At 31.2% G+C, this 17,658-nt stretch carries 18 protein-coding genes and 2 pseudogenes; 12 read left to right on the top strand and 8 right to left on the bottom strand.

Going from position 1 to position 17,658, the window contains the following annotated elements:
• Together ACUSJC_RS16405 and ACUSJC_RS16400 are read left to right on the top strand one after the other, a co-directional pair.
• A pseudogene (locus ACUSJC_RS16405) lies at window positions 1-1,009 on the top strand (hypothetical protein); the annotation flags it as partial.
• The gene (locus ACUSJC_RS16400; protein ID WP_449270648.1) at window positions 1,006-1,449 is read left to right on the top strand and encodes a hypothetical protein; all 444 of its coding nucleotides are present in this window, start codon (window positions 1,006-1,008) and stop codon (window positions 1,447-1,449) included. The pseudogene ACUSJC_RS16405 and the gene ACUSJC_RS16400, both read left to right, overlap by 4 nt.
• A gap of 124 nt (window positions 1,450-1,573) precedes the next feature.
• On the opposite strand, the gene ACUSJC_RS16395 is transcribed toward ACUSJC_RS16400, so the two are convergent.
• From ACUSJC_RS16395 to ACUSJC_RS16370, 6 genes are read right to left on the bottom strand one after another with little or no spacing between them, the layout of a single operon-like run.
• Window positions 1,574-2,698, bottom strand: coding sequence for a type II secretion system F family protein (locus ACUSJC_RS16395; RefSeq protein ID WP_449270647.1), 1,125 nt, complete (start codon window positions 2,696-2,698; stop codon window positions 1,574-1,576).
• Complete coding sequence (locus ACUSJC_RS16390) at window positions 2,695-3,180, bottom strand: PulJ/GspJ family protein (protein ID WP_449270646.1); 486 nt, start codon at window positions 3,178-3,180, stop codon at window positions 2,695-2,697. The genes ACUSJC_RS16395 and ACUSJC_RS16390 overlap by 4 nt, the downstream gene beginning before the upstream one ends.
• Window positions 3,173-3,499 carry a hypothetical protein gene (locus ACUSJC_RS16385; RefSeq protein ID WP_449270645.1) on the bottom strand — a complete coding sequence of 109 codons (327 nt, stop codon included), beginning with the start codon at window positions 3,497-3,499 and terminating at the stop codon, window positions 3,173-3,175. Before ACUSJC_RS16385 ends, ACUSJC_RS16390 begins: the two co-directional genes overlap by 8 nt.
• Window positions 3,474-4,691: a hypothetical protein gene (locus tag ACUSJC_RS16380; protein ID WP_449270644.1), complete on the bottom strand. Its 1,218-nt coding sequence runs from the start codon at window positions 4,689-4,691 to the stop codon at window positions 3,474-3,476. The genes ACUSJC_RS16385 and ACUSJC_RS16380 overlap by 26 nt, the downstream gene beginning before the upstream one ends.
• Window positions 4,692-5,429: a toxin-antitoxin system YwqK family antitoxin gene (locus ACUSJC_RS16375; RefSeq protein ID WP_449270643.1), complete on the bottom strand. Its 738-nt coding sequence runs from the start codon at window positions 5,427-5,429 to the stop codon at window positions 4,692-4,694. It abuts the gene before it with no gap.
• Between the two features lie 57 nt (window positions 5,430-5,486).
• Window positions 5,487-6,542 carry a tyrosine-type recombinase/integrase gene (locus tag ACUSJC_RS16370; RefSeq protein ID WP_449270642.1) on the bottom strand — a complete coding sequence of 352 codons (1,056 nt, stop codon included), beginning with the start codon at window positions 6,540-6,542 and terminating at the stop codon, window positions 5,487-5,489.
• A 210-nt stretch (window positions 6,543-6,752) separates the two neighbouring features.
• Here ACUSJC_RS16370 and ACUSJC_RS16365 point away from each other — a divergent pair.
• From ACUSJC_RS16365 to ACUSJC_RS16320, 10 genes and pseudogenes are all read left to right on the top strand, one after another.
• Window positions 6,753-7,814: pseudogene (locus ACUSJC_RS16365) on the top strand (RHS repeat domain-containing protein); the annotation flags it as partial.
• 2 nt (window positions 7,815-7,816) lie between these two features.
• Window positions 7,817-8,332, top strand: coding sequence for a hypothetical protein (locus ACUSJC_RS16360; RefSeq protein ID WP_449270641.1), 516 nt, complete (start codon window positions 7,817-7,819; stop codon window positions 8,330-8,332).
• 352 nt (window positions 8,333-8,684) lie between these two features.
• Window positions 8,685-9,122, top strand: coding sequence for a type IV pilin protein (locus ACUSJC_RS16355; RefSeq protein WP_449270640.1), 438 nt, complete (start codon window positions 8,685-8,687; stop codon window positions 9,120-9,122).
• A gap of 170 nt (window positions 9,123-9,292) precedes the next feature.
• Window positions 9,293-9,607 carry a hypothetical protein gene (locus ACUSJC_RS16350; RefSeq protein WP_449270639.1) on the top strand — a complete coding sequence of 105 codons (315 nt, stop codon included), beginning with the start codon at window positions 9,293-9,295 and terminating at the stop codon, window positions 9,605-9,607.
• The gene (locus tag ACUSJC_RS16345; RefSeq protein WP_449270638.1) at window positions 9,608-11,011 is read left to right on the top strand and encodes a GspE/PulE family protein; all 1,404 of its coding nucleotides are present in this window, start codon (window positions 9,608-9,610) and stop codon (window positions 11,009-11,011) included.
• A gap of 3 nt (window positions 11,012-11,014) precedes the next feature.
• Window positions 11,015-12,940 carry a type II secretion system protein GspD gene (locus ACUSJC_RS16340; protein WP_449270637.1) on the top strand — a complete coding sequence of 642 codons (1,926 nt, stop codon included), beginning with the start codon at window positions 11,015-11,017 and terminating at the stop codon, window positions 12,938-12,940.
• Window positions 12,941-12,951: 11 nt separating this feature from the next.
• Complete coding sequence (locus ACUSJC_RS16335; RefSeq protein WP_449270636.1) at window positions 12,952-14,118, top strand: hypothetical protein; 1,167 nt, start codon at window positions 12,952-12,954, stop codon at window positions 14,116-14,118.
• The gene (locus tag ACUSJC_RS16330; protein WP_449270635.1) at window positions 14,118-14,639 is read left to right on the top strand and encodes a hypothetical protein; all 522 of its coding nucleotides are present in this window, start codon (window positions 14,118-14,120) and stop codon (window positions 14,637-14,639) included. Before ACUSJC_RS16335 ends, ACUSJC_RS16330 begins: the two co-directional genes overlap by 1 nt.
• A gap of 11 nt (window positions 14,640-14,650) precedes the next feature.
• Window positions 14,651-15,607 (top strand): hypothetical protein, encoded by a 957-nt coding sequence (locus tag ACUSJC_RS16325; protein ID WP_449270634.1) that lies wholly within the window; start codon window positions 14,651-14,653, stop codon window positions 15,605-15,607.
• A gap of 1 nt (window position 15,608) precedes the next feature.
• Complete coding sequence (locus ACUSJC_RS16320) at window positions 15,609-16,100, top strand: hypothetical protein (RefSeq protein WP_449270633.1); 492 nt, start codon at window positions 15,609-15,611, stop codon at window positions 16,098-16,100.
• Between the two features lie 295 nt (window positions 16,101-16,395).
• On the opposite strand, the gene ACUSJC_RS16315 is transcribed toward ACUSJC_RS16320, so the two are convergent.
• Both ACUSJC_RS16315 and ACUSJC_RS16310 read right to left on the bottom strand, forming a co-directional pair.
• A complete protein-coding gene (locus ACUSJC_RS16315) occupies window positions 16,396-16,710 on the bottom strand; it encodes a hypothetical protein (RefSeq protein WP_449270632.1) in 315 nt (104 codons plus the stop codon).
• Window positions 16,711-16,715: 5 nt separating this feature from the next.
• A partial coding sequence (locus ACUSJC_RS16310; RefSeq protein ID WP_449270631.1) for a papain fold toxin domain-containing protein occupies window positions 16,716-17,658 on the bottom strand: 943 nt, incomplete at its 5' end.

The following is a 17,658-nucleotide window of genomic DNA, read 5'->3' as shown; positions in this document are numbered from 1 at the left end:
GCAAGAAAAAGATGATGAGATTAAAGGGGAAGGGAATTCCTTGAATTATACTTTTAGAATGCACGACCCAAGAGTGGGTAGGTTTTTAAGTTCAGATCCATTACAAAAATCATATCCATGGAATTCTTCATATGTTTTTAGTGAAAATAGAGTAATTGATGGAACAGAATTAGAGGGGAAAGAATATATGGACAAAGAAGAATCCATGATAGAAGTTAAGTTTGGTAAGTTATTTATAAAACTAGAAAATTTTTCAAATGCTTATAAAAATCTATTTAAAGAACAATTTCCGAATCATCAAATTTATTACCCAGATCGTGATTACAATCCAGGACAATTAAAGACTCAATTGTTTTATGTAGAAAATGTTTATAATTCATTATTATTCACTAATGATAATGTTTCAAGAGGTTATAAATTTAATATTTTAGATACTGATTTTAGATATCCAAGAATGGATGTTGTTTATTCACGAGATGCAGTTACTGAAACAAGTGTTAATCAAAATTCAATTTACTTAGGTAGGAGAAATAATAATAGGAGTTTAGATAAAAGATTTAATACTAGTTTAGATAAAAATTGGTCAATAGCTGAAACTACTAGTAGTAACATCGTTGTAAGTAGATTAAGACCTAATACTCATGCTGTCCTAGCTGGAGGCGTCTTTGAATTAATGAACTATACTCTATCAGTAACAACAGACTACATGACAGGCTTTGATAGTAAAAAAGTATTTGATCAGACAAATGGACCAGATAATGTTTTTGATCAAGCTTATGAAGATATGGAAAGAGCAATTAATGGAGGATTACTAGAGAATTATAGTCTCAATGATATGAGTCAAATTTTTAATTATGTACTTTATGGAGGAGATGGTTATGAGTCCGATGAAATAATAAATAAAGGACGAGAAATAATTCGGAAATATAGTTCAGATAGTGCAAAAAATAATTTAATTTTAACAGAATTAAATGAATCACTAGTTAAATATCAAAATAGAGGAGAATGAAATTTTTAATATCAATTTTTGTTATTCTTGTCAGTTGCCAAGCTAATAAAGAAAAAATTATAGAAAACACTAAATGGGATGTTTTGTATATTTCTTTAAATCAAAATAATCTTAATGAAAATAATCTTCATGTTGCCAATAATTTTAGAGGAGGAAGAAAAATATTTAGTATTTATTTTTATAATAACAAAATTTTAATTTCAAAAAATGAACCAAATAAAGACAAGGGTAATTATGAATTTGAATCAATCAACAATGAAAATTACTTAAATATCAAAACAGATAATAAATATTTTAATAAAAAATTCAAATATGAATTATCAAGTAGAGATACTATTTTGCAAGAATTTAAAAGTACTATCTATGAATTAGATCTTATATCAGACACAATTCATATACGATTAAGAAGGTTTACTCCTTTAGAATTGATTAAAAATTAAGGAGTAATATAGTTTAACTAGGGGAACATAGCAACCTAATTCATAAAATAAATTTTAAAATTAAACTATTAAAAAAACAGCATTTAGTTTTTATGCTAAATGCTGTTTTTTTATTATATATCTATCAATGATTAATAATCTTACTCAAATCAAACATCGGTGCATACATCGAAACCATAATCACACCAACAATAACACCGATTACAATAATGATCATCGGTTCCAGAATAACGCCAATCATTTTAGTTTGGTGATTGATCTCTTCGTTGTATTGTTCCGTAAGGCGTTCAAACATGGTGTCCAATTGGTTGATCTGTTCTGCAACTTCTACCATAGAAACCAATTTGTTCTCATATATGCTGTGTTTTCGTAAACTTTCGTGTAGCGAACTTCCTCGGGTAATATCTTCTTTTATTTGCTCAATAGACTTTTCGATAGGATAAAATCCGATCATTTTTGAGGTCAACCCTAAAGAAGTCAATAACGTAGTCCGGGAAGTGATCAATAAATTCATCGACTGACAAAAACGGGAAATATAAATTTTTCGGATCAATTTTCCGAAATAAGGAATACGCAATATTAAGTTAGTTGTAAACCTGCGATACTTGTCTTTATCTTTTAAAAAGTAGTGCATCACAACCAGTCCGATCACCATAAGGAAAAATACACCGAATACTGTTCCGGAATGATTTGACAATTTGATGATATATTGTGTACTTTTAGGCAATTCGCTTCCAAATTGTTTAAATACCGAACTGAACATAGGCACTACTTTATTCAGCATAAAGTATAAAACCAATACCGTTACTAACATCACAATAGTCGGATAAGTCAATACAGAAACAATCTGACGGCGCATTTGTATCTTTCGGTTAAAATACTTCTGTAGTTCCGTTAATACTTCTTCCAGTTTTCGGGTTTCTTCCCCTATTTGTACACTGTAATATTCATAAGGCGAAAACTGTTTCGATTCCATCATGGATTCGTAAATACTTTTTCCGTGTACAATTTTATCTTTTAACGTTAAAATAAGTTCTTTTTCTTTCTTTTTGGTAACTTGTTGGCTTACAATTTCCAAAGCCTTTTTAAAGTCAACTCCCGATTTCAACAGCATACCCAATTCACGATAGAAAATTTCTTTTTCTTTATCGGAAAAGGTTTTAGAAAATTGAAAACTGTCCAGATTCAGGTTGAACTCTTTTTTTGAATCTTGTTTTGTTTTTTTATAGGTGGAAAGATCTAAACTCATGGTGCTGAAAAATTGATAATATCATTAGCATAAACCGGCTTATAAAATCGCAAAGTATAAGGCTGCTTATTAGCTTCCAGTTGCAGTTCCAGTTTTTGAAAGATTTTACTTTTACTCGTATTATAAACGGTATCCAATTGTATTTGTTGAAATTGTAATTGAAATGTATCGGTAAATTGTTCTGCTTTTCGGATTAAAAAATCGTCTTGTTGGTTATAGATTAACGTTTTTCCATCATACGTTTGAAAGTGCAGGCTATTTTCCCGTAACTGCATTTTTTCGCTTTCAAAAATTGCCTTGCTGATGCTGTAAGACAATCGGTTAAAGTCGGCTGTATATTGATTTTGTTCTTTAAACAAGAGTATTTGTTCGGAAACTATAGAGAATATTCCAAAGATCAAACCGATAATGATAGCGGTTATTGCCATACTAACCATAACTTCTACAATGGAAAATGCGGGTATGGAATATTTTTTATTCATCAATATAAATATAAAACTGTTTTTGAATCTTTTTATCGATACTGTCTTTATACTGAACGGTAACTTCTTTCAGATTAGTGTTCAGCCAATTTTCTTCAACTGATATGTCCTTTGTGTTAGGAAGTTCTTCCTGTAATTGCAATTCATAGAATTGTCGGCTCAAGATGTTTTGCTTGCTGTAATGTGCCATTGAAGTTTTAGGTGTAAACACATTGGCATATACCAAAATAGCAATGTAAATACAAATCGAAATAATGGTCAACGCCATAACCGACTCAATAATGGAATTGGCTTTACAATACTTTTTTAAGAATTCCATAGCGTTGTTTTTGGTTGTCAAATATTGGCAGATCTATAAAAACTTTCGGCTTTTGAGTCAAATCTATAATAGCATCTGCTATACAATTAGAATAGCTGGAAGATTTGGTCGTATGAATCATCCGTGAAGCATAAGCCGAACCGAAAAGCTGTCCTTTTAGTGTCAGTTTTCCGGTACTGTAGACTGTTCCTGTTATAACATCAAGATCACTGGTTTCGATCCAATTATTCTCAAGGTGTAGCACATCATTTCCGAAAGCTAATACTAAACCGGATATTTTTGTTTCTTCATCAATAAAAACAATTGCCTTTTTATCGGTTTCGTTATACAAGCACAAAGCAGACGGATAAATTAACTCTACTTTTTTGCCCACATAGATCTTTTCTTTTGCTAAAATCTGAATATTTCCTTTAAAGCCATCTTCTACAGAAACTTTAGGAGCCATGATAATAACATCTTCCAGAACATTTGTATTTCGAATGACAATAGAATCATTAGCGCTAATAATAAAATTTCCTTTTATGATTTTATTTTCTAAGTAAGAACCCGCAATCTGAATTTCAATAGTTTCATTGAAAAAAGAATTAAAATATATGGAATCGTTTTTCGCTTCTAATTGGTTAAAAGGAACTTTGATTGAATTTCGATCTTCAAATATTTTTTGGCAATCTTCCGATAACTTTGGCAGATGGATTTCAGATAACTGCTTTTTACCTTGTATCGAGATGATATTCGGTTTGTTCTCAATATAAGTTTCCTTTATTCGTTCATGGGGCAAGAACAAGTTTCCTTTAACAGTTACTTTTCCGGAAACACTTAAAGGCTGCGTAAAATTGGCCACATATAATGCGATATTGTCTAAAAATCGTTGCCCGATCAAATGAGCGGACTGTACCGTATCGTTCTGAAGGAAAGATTGTGTCAGTAATACAGTTTGTAAGCCGTGTTTTTTTATACGAAAAGCAGATTGTATTCCGGTTTCTTTTTCAGTAAGAATTTCTTCGTCTGTGATTAACTGATTTCCCAGTGCAAAATTAATAGTCGATTGATTATTGATATACAAACCTTCTCTAGTTTCATAAAATAAATTCAGTTGGTTGTATAAATTAGATAAAATCAATAATCCTCCTATGAGAAGCCCAACGAGTAAACAAACATAAACTGCATATAATAAGCTATGGGCTTTGACCATTTATTCTTTTTTCTCTTTTTTACTAAAAATTCTTTTAAAGAAACTTTGTTTTTCTGTGTCGCTATTCTTTTTAGATTCTTTGGACTGCTCTGTTTTCTTTGTTTCTTTTTTAGCTGTTTTTGGCTTCCCTGATTTTTTATTTTCTTGTTCCTGTTCTTGTTCTTTCTTTTGTTTCTTTAGCTCTTGTTCCTTTTTCTTTTGCTCTTTAGCAGCAGCTTTTTCCTCTTTTGTTAATTTAGGTTTAGGAACAAATATTTTTCCTTTTTTGTATTGAACAGTGTCTTGAGTTACATAATTAATCCAATTGCCATGTTTTTTCCCGGAAACATAATATCCTTTTTCAAGCATTTTTCCTTCAGAACTATAACTGTAAAACTGACCGTCTTTTTGACCGCTGCTATATTCCTGAGTGCTTTCTGTAGTACCGTCTTCAAACCAAGTTTTCCATAACCCTATTTTTAATCCTCTTTTAAAAAAACCTTGTTCGGCCAATTGGTTGCTATGATAATATTTTTTGAATTCTCCATCTAACAACTGTCCGGAAACACCTCCTTCGGCTTTATGAATTAAACCGCCTTTAAACCAATAATAATCTTTATTGTGTTTTACATTGACATCTTTATCGGTAGTATAAAATTCATAACGAAAATATTGGTCTGATATCCTTTTAATCGTATAAGGATCAGTGAAAGAAAGTAAAACTAATCCCAGCAAGCAGATAGAAAATATTTTTCTCATTGTAAACGGATTGAAAATATGCGCAAGTTAACTTTTTTTGTAAAACTGAACTGATAATTATGACATATTTTGTTCGTAAACTTCCAGTTTGTTGTGAACTTTAGTTATTTCCTTATCAATATAAGCCTGTGCGTAATGAACATAACGGTTAAAAGAACTACTGGCATGACTGTGTCCGCTAATTTTACGAACCAAATGTTCAGGCATTCCTAAGATCAACAAAGTTGTGATGGCTGTTCTACGCATCATGTGTGAACTCATATTATCACAAAAACGTTCTTTATCTTTTTTTGCCATTACTCTTTTTGCTTTTCCTTGTTTTTCTCTGGAAACTTCAACAGTATCGGTAAAACCGGCCATTTCGCCTATTCGTTTTAGAGAACGATTAAAGTTAGATAAATTTTTATCCCCAAATATCGTTACCCGTTCACTCGCCGGACGATATTTTTTGTAAATCTCAACGGCATAACCCGGTAATTTGATGAAACTATATATTTTCGTTTTTTTTGACTTTAATTTCAAATACCACTCTCCATTATTTTTTTCAAAATTTTTGTTTTTAAGTAAAAATATATCCGAAAAACGAAGTCCCGTGGTACATCCGAAAACAAAAATATCCTTTATTTTTCTCTGGGTAGAAACAAGTTTGCTATCAAATTCTTTGTCGTGAATTAAAAATTTTAGTTGCTCGGGCGACAATACTAATATATCAATCTGTTCTTTTCTAACATAAAACTGTTTATGGAAGTCCCCTGTATAAATATCTTTTTCTTCTTTCAAATAATTAAAAAACACCCGAATAACTTTTATATTGGCGCCTACATAATTATCAAAACAGCCTTTTTTATACATGTATTCGGTAAAATTTTTATAAAATTTTTTCCAATAATTTTTTTCAGACAGTAATTCTCTTTGGGTCAAGCGCAAAATACTGCAAACGCGAAGCTCAAAATTAGTATCTGTTGAAAACCGAATTAAATTTTTAAGAACGTAGCCATAATTTTCAATACTCCTTGTGGTTATACGCTCACCATTTTTCTTTAAGCGTTTACCGGTTTCAGAATCTCGGATAAATTGTTTAAACAAAGGAATGAGAGGCTGCGTTTTTTTCATGTATTTAAGTTTCGCCAAAAGTACATTTTTTATTGGCATTTTTTTGTAGATTTGAACAACAAAACGTTCTTAAAAATACTAGAAAAAAGTCTGGTTTTTAGCCTCAAAAAAGAGCAAAAATTGCCAAATTGTGTATGTTTTTGAGTAAAAGTAAAGCGCTGAAAGTATTGTGTTCACTAACACTAGAGGTATTTTGACTACCATCCTTTCGGAAGCTTTTTAAAAGGACGATATAGCTCAAGCATTGATTATCGTTACGGCTTCCAGGGACAAGAAAAAGATGATGAAATTAAAGGGGAAGGGAATTCTATTAACTTTAAATATCGTATGCATGACCCACGCGTAGGAAGATTTTTTGCTGTTGACCCACTTGCCGCTAGTTTTTCTCATAATTCACCTTATGCTTTTAGTGAAAATAGAGTGAATGATGGAATAGATTTAGAAGGATCTGAATGGGAGGGCATATGGATTAATAGAATATACTTATGGTGGAAATATGGAATAGGTGGTAATAAAAAGAGCACAGCAATAACTGGTTTGAAAAAACTGGCAGAAGGCCAAGGTTATACTATGAATGTGCCTGTTAGATCCCAATCTAATACTCAGAGCAGATATACAGAAGAGCAGGAAAAAATATTAAAAACATTAGACGGAATTTCAGATTTAGCTGAATATGCAATTTTAGAACCGCTTGAGACTGGGATGGAAATGATTGGTTCAGTACCAGGAGTTGATACAGTTTCAGACCCTATTTTAGCTAGTTATTTTTCTTACAAATATACTTTAACAGGTGACCAAGATGATGCAATCAGTGGAGGGTCCTATGCTGTAGCTTCAGTTACACCATTTGTTAGTGGTGTTATTATAAAATATGGAACTAAAGGTATTATGAAGTCTGCAAAAGTTTGGATGCCAAAAACTGCAGCTTCAGGAGACAAATTTGTTGCTAATTTGGCTAACATAATTGAATTTAGTCATCCAAATAAAATAAAAGCAATAGATTCTGATATTACTAATTTAGCTTTAAAATCCAGAACTGATATAGATATAAATATTGACAATATTATTTGGGTAGAAGTTAAAAAAGGCTCAAAAATTAATGAATGGCAAGTTAAAAAGCAGTTACGGGCTTCATCTGAGGAAGGAATGGAATATATTTATTATACAGGAGAAAAATTATCAAATCAGCAAATAAAAAATTTAACGGATTGGGGTGTCAAAAGAGAAAATATAATTGATAACACAAAAGATTTGATGGATAAAATTAAATAATTATGTCGGGATTTATATTAACTATAATTGTATGTGAGAAAAAAATTTCAAAGCAGAGTAATTTTTTTTCTGATTTGAATTTTAATAAAGAAAAAATATTTTGTACATCATCAAATTCTGAGTTCTCAATTAATGAAAAATTAACAATTAAAGGGAAAGATGTTTATATTTATGATGATTTTTTTATTGAATATAATGATCAAATAAAAAATTATGGATATTCTGATTTTTTTTGGAAAGAAGTTCTCAGTAATGTTATAAACCCAAAATGTTCGTTAAACATAAGTAGTATGTCAAGAGATTATGGTAGTTTTAATGTTATATTAAAACATCTTGAACAATTATTTTTAGAAAATTATCATTTTTATTTAATTACTAATAATATAGATTTAGATTTAGTAAAACAGTTTTCAGGTTCTACTGACTTAATAAAGATAAATGAAGATTATTATATTATTTCTGAAAAAGTAATTAATTATTTTGTTTTAAATGATTTTTTTGATTTTATAGAATATTAATTGTTAAACCCGATAGCGCGGATTTACTTCGTCATTTCGGTTAAAGACTCGAGTGTAATCCGTGACTATCTTTACCCGAATGCTCGGATAGGTAATGTAGTAAACTAGGGCATAAAATAAATATTAAAATTAAGTTATTGAAAAACAGTATTTAGCATTCAAGCTAAACGCTGTTTTTTTATTTTACAGCAATGATTTAAGATATTGATAATTTGTTAGAATGAGTTTAGGAATTAAGTATAAAAAATATTGAAAAAATAATAAAAATACATTTGTTAAAAATCTATGCAATTTTTTATATGTATTTCCTTAAAGTTTGTATTTTTGCTGCGGTACCAAAACAAGATTACTCATGAAGTTTAAATATTTACGCACTTTATATAAGCGTTCCAAAAAGGCTTATGTAAAAGCTTACTCTCTAACAGAGATATTAATTGTGTTATGTATTATCGGAATACTATTATTAATGGTATTGCCCAATCAAACTTCGGTAATCAGTCAGGCTAAAGCAATTGAAGCTCAAGCCATGCTAAATCAGGTCTATGGTTTAGAAAAAAGTTATTTTTATCGTTTTTCAAAATATTCCAACAATTTAGAAGAAATCGGTTTTGAACAAGAACTTACTGTTGAAGACGGCGGTCAGGCAGTATATCGTATTGAAATTGTGGAAGCCTCTAACAGTTCTTTTTTAGCTCGTGCTACTTCTGTTTCTGATTTAGATGGTGACGGCGCTTACAATACTTGGGAAATAAATGAGAAAAAAGCATTAAAAGAAGTCGTAAAAGAATGATGTTTTTTCCTTTTATTGTTTTTATAATCAGTCTTTTATTTATTTTATGGCAAGATGTAAAATTTCGCCATATACATATTGTATTACCTATTATTACTTTTATCAGTGCCTATTTTTTATCCGAATGGCACTTTAAAATTTTAACAATAACAGCCTTAAATATATTGTTTTTGATAGCAACTCTTGGTGTTTTAGTGCTGTATATGAGCATGAAGAAAAAACAGCTGCTTAACCCATTTACACATTATTTCGGGTTGGGTGATTTATTGTTCTATATCGCAATAACGCCACTGTTCCTATTGCATCAGTACATCTTATTTTTTGTATTTTCAATGATCTTTGCCATTGTTGTACAGAAAATTTTTCAAAAATATATTAAGCACGATTCTGTACCGTTAGCCGGACTTTCTGCTTTATTACTCTTCATTTTTGTAGTTAAAGATATGGTTTTACCTTATCAAAAAATCACTTTAATTCGCTGGTAAATGGAAGAGATCATTGTTCATAACGAAAATTTACATATCATTTCTGCGGATTTGGCCAACTATTATAAAATAGTTCCTCAAACCGTTACAGATAATGAGGTGTCATTTTTTTGTTGGAAACAAAATGCAACTCATGAAATTCAGGAAGAACTGGAGTTATTGGTAGGAAAAAATATCCAGTTGGTACCCATTGAGGAAACTCAGATCAATAAAGCTTTATCCATTTATTATAGAAAAGAACGAACTGAAAACACAAATAAAACATTATCAGTCGCTACGGGAGACTTTTTAGAAAATTTACTATCAGAAGCTAAAAGTTTAAAAAGTAGTGATATTCATTGTGAAGTATACGAAACTTCTGCCCGAATCCGTTTTAGAATTGATGGTCAGTTAATTGAACGCTATAAAATAGAACAAGAGAATTATCTGGAATTGGTCAATAAGATCAAAATACGTTCCAAGTTGAATATTACCGAAAAACGATTGCCACAAGACGGAAGGATCACAACAGATAGTTTTGATGTCCGGGTTTCTATTTTACCTACGCTATATGGGGAAAAGATCGTAATGCGTTTATTAGGTCAGGATGCTTCCAATATTGATTTGACTTCATTAGGATTTCAAAGAGAAGAACTGGAAAAATACATGGAGGCCGTTAAAAAACCTAATGGTATTATTCTAATTAGCGGACCAACAGGTTCCGGTAAAACCACGACTCTATATGCTACTTTACGTTTATTAAATAACTCGAAAAGTAATATTGTAACCGTTGAAGATCCTATTGAGTATACTTTAAGAGGAATTAATCAGGTTCAATTAAAAGAAGATATCGGATTAACATTTGCTGCGGCGTTGCGTTCGTTTTTACGTCAGGATCCGGATGTCATCATGTTAGGAGAGATTCGGGATTCCGAAACCGCATTAATGGCTATCAGGGCTTCATTGACAGGGCATTTGGTTTTGTCTACCATTCATACGAATTCAGCGGTAGGAACAGTATCCCGTTTGATTGATATGGGCGTTCCTCCATATTTGATTGCAGAAACTTTAAATCTGTCTGTTGCCCAACGATTGGTTCGTAAACTTTGTCAGCATTGTAAGGAAGAAACTCATTTTGACAGCAAAGATTTTCCTGAAAGTTTTACAATCCCGTATGAAGTGGATAAATTATATAAACCCAAAGGATGTAATGAATGTTACCATACAGGATATAAAGGACGTACTGCTATTTATGAAGTAATTCCGATAAATTTACCGATTGCCAATGCCATTAAAAACAATACAATTACTTCATATTTTGAAGGAGACGAAAATTATAAATCGCTTCCTGATAAAGCGTATGAAGTACTAACTAAAGGAGAAACCTCGTTAGATGAAATATATTCAATACTGTTAAATGTATAATAAATGTTGAAAAAACGTATAGTGATTATCGTCCTTTGTTTGTTTTCTAATGCAATTTTTGCACAAGAAGACATTACCTTATTAGGACAAAAACTTGATGAATTCGCAAAGATCAAACCAGGAATAAATGAAGTAGTAAAAATTGATGTTTCCGGGTTGTCGCTTTATGATTTAATTATGGCAATTGCCGAAGAACATCAGTTAAACGTAAGTGCTGACAGTGATTTGAACATCCCAGTTGTTAATACGTTCCACGATGTAACGGTTAAAGATGCTTTTTTATTCTTAACTCAGAAATACGACTTAGAAGTTGGATTCATGAGTAACATTTTAACGTTTAAAAAACGAAAAGAAGTCAAAGTTATAGTTAAAAAAGAGCCTAAACCGGTAGATGTAAGCTATAATCCGCAAAATGATTTTCTATCTGTTAAACTACAGAACGATTCTTTGCCTTCAGTTGCACAAGCAATTATTGATCGTTCAGGGAAAAATATCATTTTGGCACCGGATATTAAAACACTGAAAGTATCTTCATATATCTTAAATCGTCCGTTTGATCAAGTTGTAGAAATGATGGCTAAATCAAATGATTTAATAGCCACAAAAGATGACAATGGATTTTATTATTTAGAAAAAAATACAGAACCGAAAGAAAGTACTTCAAGCGCATCAAATAATAAAAATAATTCCAAAGCAAGACAAAGATCAAATTCTCCTGACGGAGAAGGATTTTATGATCTTACAGTTGATGATAAAGGTTTTTTAGATGTTAAGGCAAATCAGGCAGATGCTACAGGATTATTGATGGAAGCAGCAGAAAAGCTAAACATCAATTACTTTATTTATGATATGCCAAAAGAGGAAAAAACCTCTTTAATGGCTTCAAGAATAACATTTGATGAATTGCTAGAACATGTTTTTAAAGGAAAGAAATTCACTTTCAGAAAACAAGATAATTTTTATTTAATTGGGGAACATGCCACACAAGGAATACGTTCAACAGAAATGATCCAATTAGAAAACCGTTCTATTGAATCTGTTCTACAATCATTGCCAAAAGTATTCTCTGAAAAAGTTGAAATAAAAGAATTTGTAGAACTGAATGCGTTGATTGTATCGGGTTCAAAAACAGCAATTGAAGAAATGAAATTGTATCTTAGACAGATTGATAAAGTCGTGCCTTTGGTACAAATTGAAGTAATTATTGTTCAATATAACAAATCCTATGAAATACAAACCGGACTAAAAGCCGGATTAGACAAAATCAATCAAACTACAACAGGCGGCGTTTTATTTCCTTCAACAGATATGACATTAAACAGTTCGTCAGTTAATAATCTAATCGATGCTTTTAACGGAATAGGATTTATCAAATTAGGAAAAGTAACCGATGCTTTCTATCTTAATCTTCAACTATTGGAAAACAATTCGATCATTAAAATAGAATCGACTCCTAAAATTGCTACTTTAAGCGGACATGAAGCGAACTTGTCTATCGGGGAAACCAGCTATTATTTTGAGCAAACGAACCGATTATTAACCAGTAACGTGGGCACCGGAGGCGATGTGCTTCAATCGGGAACGTGGAAATCTACAGACGCTAATCTAAGTGTTAAAATCAAACCTTATGTTTCTACTGACGAAAATGTGACACTGAATATAAATGTAGAAAAAAGCTCCTTTTTGGCAAGAGCCGGAGAAAATGCACCTCCGGGAAAAACATCTCAGAAGTTCGAATCTTTAGTCAGAGTGAAGAATAATGAAATGGTATTATTGGGAGGATTAGACGAGCTAAAAAAAGAAGATACAGGTACTGGAGTCCCTTTTATTTCAAGAATTCCTGTTTTAAAATGGTTCTTCAGTAGTAAAGTAAAATCGAAAGGTAATTCTAAACTGCATATTTTTATTAAACCGACTATCGTATATTAATGTTGTCTTTTTTGTCTAAAATAATAACGATCAATCATGTTCAGGTTGTGGGTGTCTATCAGGATGCCGACAAGGAGAAGTATACTGTTTTATCATTAAAAAAAGACAAAAATGAACTAAAAATAACCGATTCGGCAGAAACGGAAACAAAAGACAAATTATTATCGATTATAGATACTAAGATTCCTGTAATTCTTGTTATTGACGGAAAAGGCGTTCTGAATAAAAAGATTGATTTTTCGAATGAAACAGATTTGGCCTGGCAAAAAAATATTGATTACAACTCTATTTATCATACCAGTTATAAAACAGACCAAGCACTATTTATCTCTTTTTGCAGAAAAAATATTGTAGAGGAATGGTTTAGCTTTTTACAAACAGCCAAGATCGCTTTAATTGATTTCTATATCGGAACTTTTCCAACGGTTTTACTTGCTGAACAGATCAATCCAACGGTATTATTAGCTAATGAAACCGAACTGGAATTTGAAAATAATGTATTGATTGGTTTTAAAAAGCAATTGGAGTTTAAAAACAGAAATTATCATTTAGGCAATAATTCGTTAAGCAATTACTTTTTACCGTTATATGCCACCGGAATTCAATTTTTTATAGCTTCCGAAGCTATTTCAAAATCAGCATTTGGAACCAATGCCAAAGAAGAACAAGTCTATAAAAAAATATTTTCCGCTTTCGGAATAATTATGCTGGTCGGTTTCCTAATTGCCCTTATGGCGAGTTATTTCGGAATTCAATATTATTCTTCAAAAAATGCTGAATTGAACATCCAGAATGTTTATTCGAACAAGGCATATCAACAGATCCTTGAACTTGAGAAACAAAAGAAAGATAAAGAAGGAATTATAAGAGACGTAGGGTTGCTATCGGATAAATTTTTAAGTTTCTATTCTTACGAATTAGCGGCTTCCGTGCCTTCATCTATAGCATTAACCGATATTGATGTGTATCCGGTTATAAAAGAAGTAAAAAACAAAGAAAAGGTTGAGATCGAGGCAAAAACGATATTAGTTAAAGGAATAACAGTTGATGAAGATGATTTTAATAATTGGTTAAGAACCATAAAAACATTAAACTGGTTACAGAAATTTGAAATTGAAGATTTAAAAAAAGATAAAAAGAATAACACGCAGTTTACAATTGCTATTTGGGTTAAATAATGTTTGAACAGTATACTTATAAACAAAAGACGTTGGCTTTGCTTATCATTTTCGTAATGTTAGGCATAACAGCTTATAAGCGTTCATTCAAAAATTTAATAGCTGTTTATTCAGAGAATAAAGAACTTGCGAAACTTTCCGAAGAAATTAAACGAAAATCGGTTAGTCTGGAAAAGTTGTCAAAAGAGATTGCCCAATATGATAATTATTTGGGAACTCAAAACATTGCCAGTGATATTGTGCAGCAAGAGATCGTTAATTTTGCAACTCATCACAACGGAATTTCGATCAATAGTATGCAAAGCATTCATACGTTTGAAGGAGATGATTACAAAGCTTATACACACCAGTTAGATGTAACCGGTGACCTTAATAATTTATTGCAATTAGTATATGATTTTGAAACAACATTCAATTTTTCAAGAGTGGTCAGTACTCATTTTTATAAAGTGAAAAGAAGTAATACCACTGAACAATTGCACGTTAGAATTTTGTTCCAAAATTATGAGATGAAAAAATAAAAAAATAGAATATGAAGATTTCTTACTTGTTTTTAATGTTAGGATTATTATCATTCATTTCATGCGATGATATATTAGAAGAGGATATTTCAAATGATATAGTGCAAACTACTTATCCGTTTGAGGGAGCTGTTATTGAAAGTAACGTAGTGACTTTTCAGTGGAACGAATTAGACGGAGCAGACGATTATAGAGTTCAGATCTATGATTTGAACCAGATCAAAGTATATGATACACTTGTGAGTGCTGTTAATGTTTCGTTACCAATGGACGAAGGAGAATACCAATGGCGAGTGAGAGGTGAAAATTCAGCTTATGAATCTACCTATTCTTTCCCGGTATACTTTGAAGTAAACGAGTCCTTTGACTTAACTGACCAACAAGTGATCTTATCAAGTCCGGTTACTAATTTCGTAACCAATTCAACTACATTTACGTTGGCTTGGAATGAATTGTCAGTTGCCGATTACTATAAGATAGAAATTGTCAATAATTCTACCGGCGGAACTATTGTTTACCAACAAAATAATATTACCGAAACTAGTATAACTTTAAACAGTACTATTATTACTCAAGATGGAAGCTATACATGGAGAGTCAAAGCGTTCAACAGTACTTCAGAAACATCAACATATAGTTCCAGAAATTTTTCCATTGATACCATTAATCCTAACCAACCACAAAATAGTTTACCGGCTAACAGTTCTACGCAAACCGTTAACCAAACTGTAAGCTTTAGTTGGACTATTCCGGCTGATTCAGGAACTATTCAGTCAACGATATCATACGTTATTGAAATTGCTTCAGATAGTGCTTTTACCAATATTTTACAATCCTCTAATGTGAGCGGTACAACTTTTTCACAAAGCTTTACAGCAACAGGAACTTATTATTGGAGAGTTACGGCAAAAGACGCTGCCGGAAATATAGGAACACCAAGTAGTTATTTTACATTTACAGTAAACTAAAATGACCAAAAAGCATATTAATATAGTACTGATAGCAGTTGTTGTAGCATTATGGGGAACCGTACTGTATAAATATGTCAATCGTTTTTTTGCGGATAATGAGATAGCCTATACACCTCAGGAATTTTCTACACCTGTTATTACCCAAATTAAAAAGGATACGTTCAATTTACAACCGCTCAACAGAGATCCTTTTCTAGGAAAGATTTTAGCTAAAAAAGAAGAAGCTCCAAGACAAAGAAGAATTGTACAACCCTCATCTCCTAAAAAAAGTGTAGAACCCAAAGCTGTAAAACCTTTTCCTAGCGTTAAATACTTTGGCTATATTAAGTCTCAAGACAAAAATGAGGAATTGATATTACTTAAAGTAAATAATCGCTTAGAACGCGTTAGATTGAATAGTGATATTGACGGTTTACTAGTTAAAAAAATTTATAAAGATTCTGTCGTTGTTTCTTACGGTAAAGAAACCCGAAGTTTTAAAAGAGGATAAAATCTAAAATCCATAAAAAATCCTGATGTATTAATTTGCATCAGGATTTTTATTTTATAAATCATTTGCCGAGACACTCAACTTGATTATAATTTGTACATTACATAGAAACAATAAGTACTATTTTGAGCCTGTACACATAAGAAAACAAAATCCTTATTTTTACACTTTTTAACAGAATTCTATATTTGAAAAGATAGTTAAGTATAACAAAAAACAGTATTTAGCATAAAAGCTAAATGCTGTTTTTCAATAACTTATTTTTAAAATTTGTTTTATGAACTAGTTTACTACATTACCAATCTAAACATTCAGGATGTTCTTCTTTTAGAAAAATATCCAAGTAATGAAAAAAAAGTTTTAATGCTTCTTCTTCATTGTAATTTGCAGCTAATAATAAGTTTTGTAACCAATTTTCATTTTCTATACCTGTTTTATTCGGCAACCAAAAATGTAATTCTCTTATCTTTTCAGAACAACTATCACTTGTGTCACTAATTCTAAAAAGATATCCATTAATGAAAAAATATAGATAGGTTAAATTTAGTGCCCCTAAATAAAGCTCAGGTTTCCTTTTTAAATCGTATAATACTTGAAAAATATTTTTCATAAAATCTATTGTATTACTCTTGCTGTTTCTAAAGCTGCTTCTCCCGTTTTATAACCGTCTTTTGCAATAATTTCAAACTTTTTTAGCCACTCTGATTTTAAAACTCCTTCTGGGTTCAAATTATCAAAAATATAAGCCCCTTCTTTAGTAACTACCTCAACTACTTGATGAATTCCATTTGTTGATATCTGCTTTCCATTCCAATATATAAAATCTGTAGCTCCCTTAAACTCTAAATGCCTTACTTTTGCACCTGCTGTAACTAGAGTTTCTTTAAATGACTTTACAAAATCATTTGCAAATTCTTTACATTTAAAAATTTGTCCAGCTCCTTTCAATAATTTTGTCTCAAACTTAAAACTATTTGAAGCTACATTTGTTATACCTCTTGTGCCTCTTCCTTTTACAAATGCAATTATTGTTCCAACTACTGTGGTACTGGCTTCTAACTTTTCTTCAGTAGTACCATTTTCCATGACCTCTACATAACCATCAATAGCATTACTTATATTCTCAGGAATCTTAGGTATATTTTGTAATACGTTTTTATAATATTCAATATATCCCGTTTCTTCAAGACTTTTGCTTTCCTCAGCTGTAAGTGGTCTTATCGGAGCAATATTTTTTGCTAAATTGTCAAGTCCTCTACCAACAGCTAAAACTTTGCTTTCTCCCTTATCATAATACCAATCTTGAATGTAACTAATTGTTCCTAAAGCTGCTGAACCTGGATTCATTTGAAGATGTTTTTGAAAAGAAAGTTTTTCTCCTCCTTCTAATTCAATCATATCTATTACTCTGTTTTCACTGAAGGCGTAAGGAGAATTCCAAGGAAAAGCCTTTTGTAACGGGTCAACCGCAAAAAACCTACCCACTCTAGGGTCATGCATTCTAAAAGTATAATTCAAAGAATTCCCTTCGCCTTTAATCTCATCATCTTTTTCCTGA

It is taken from the genome of Flavobacterium sp. U410 (assembly GCF_053570605.1).
The sequence above is the reverse complement of the archived record's forward strand: the minus strand, read 5'-3'. Positions and strand labels throughout refer to the sequence as shown.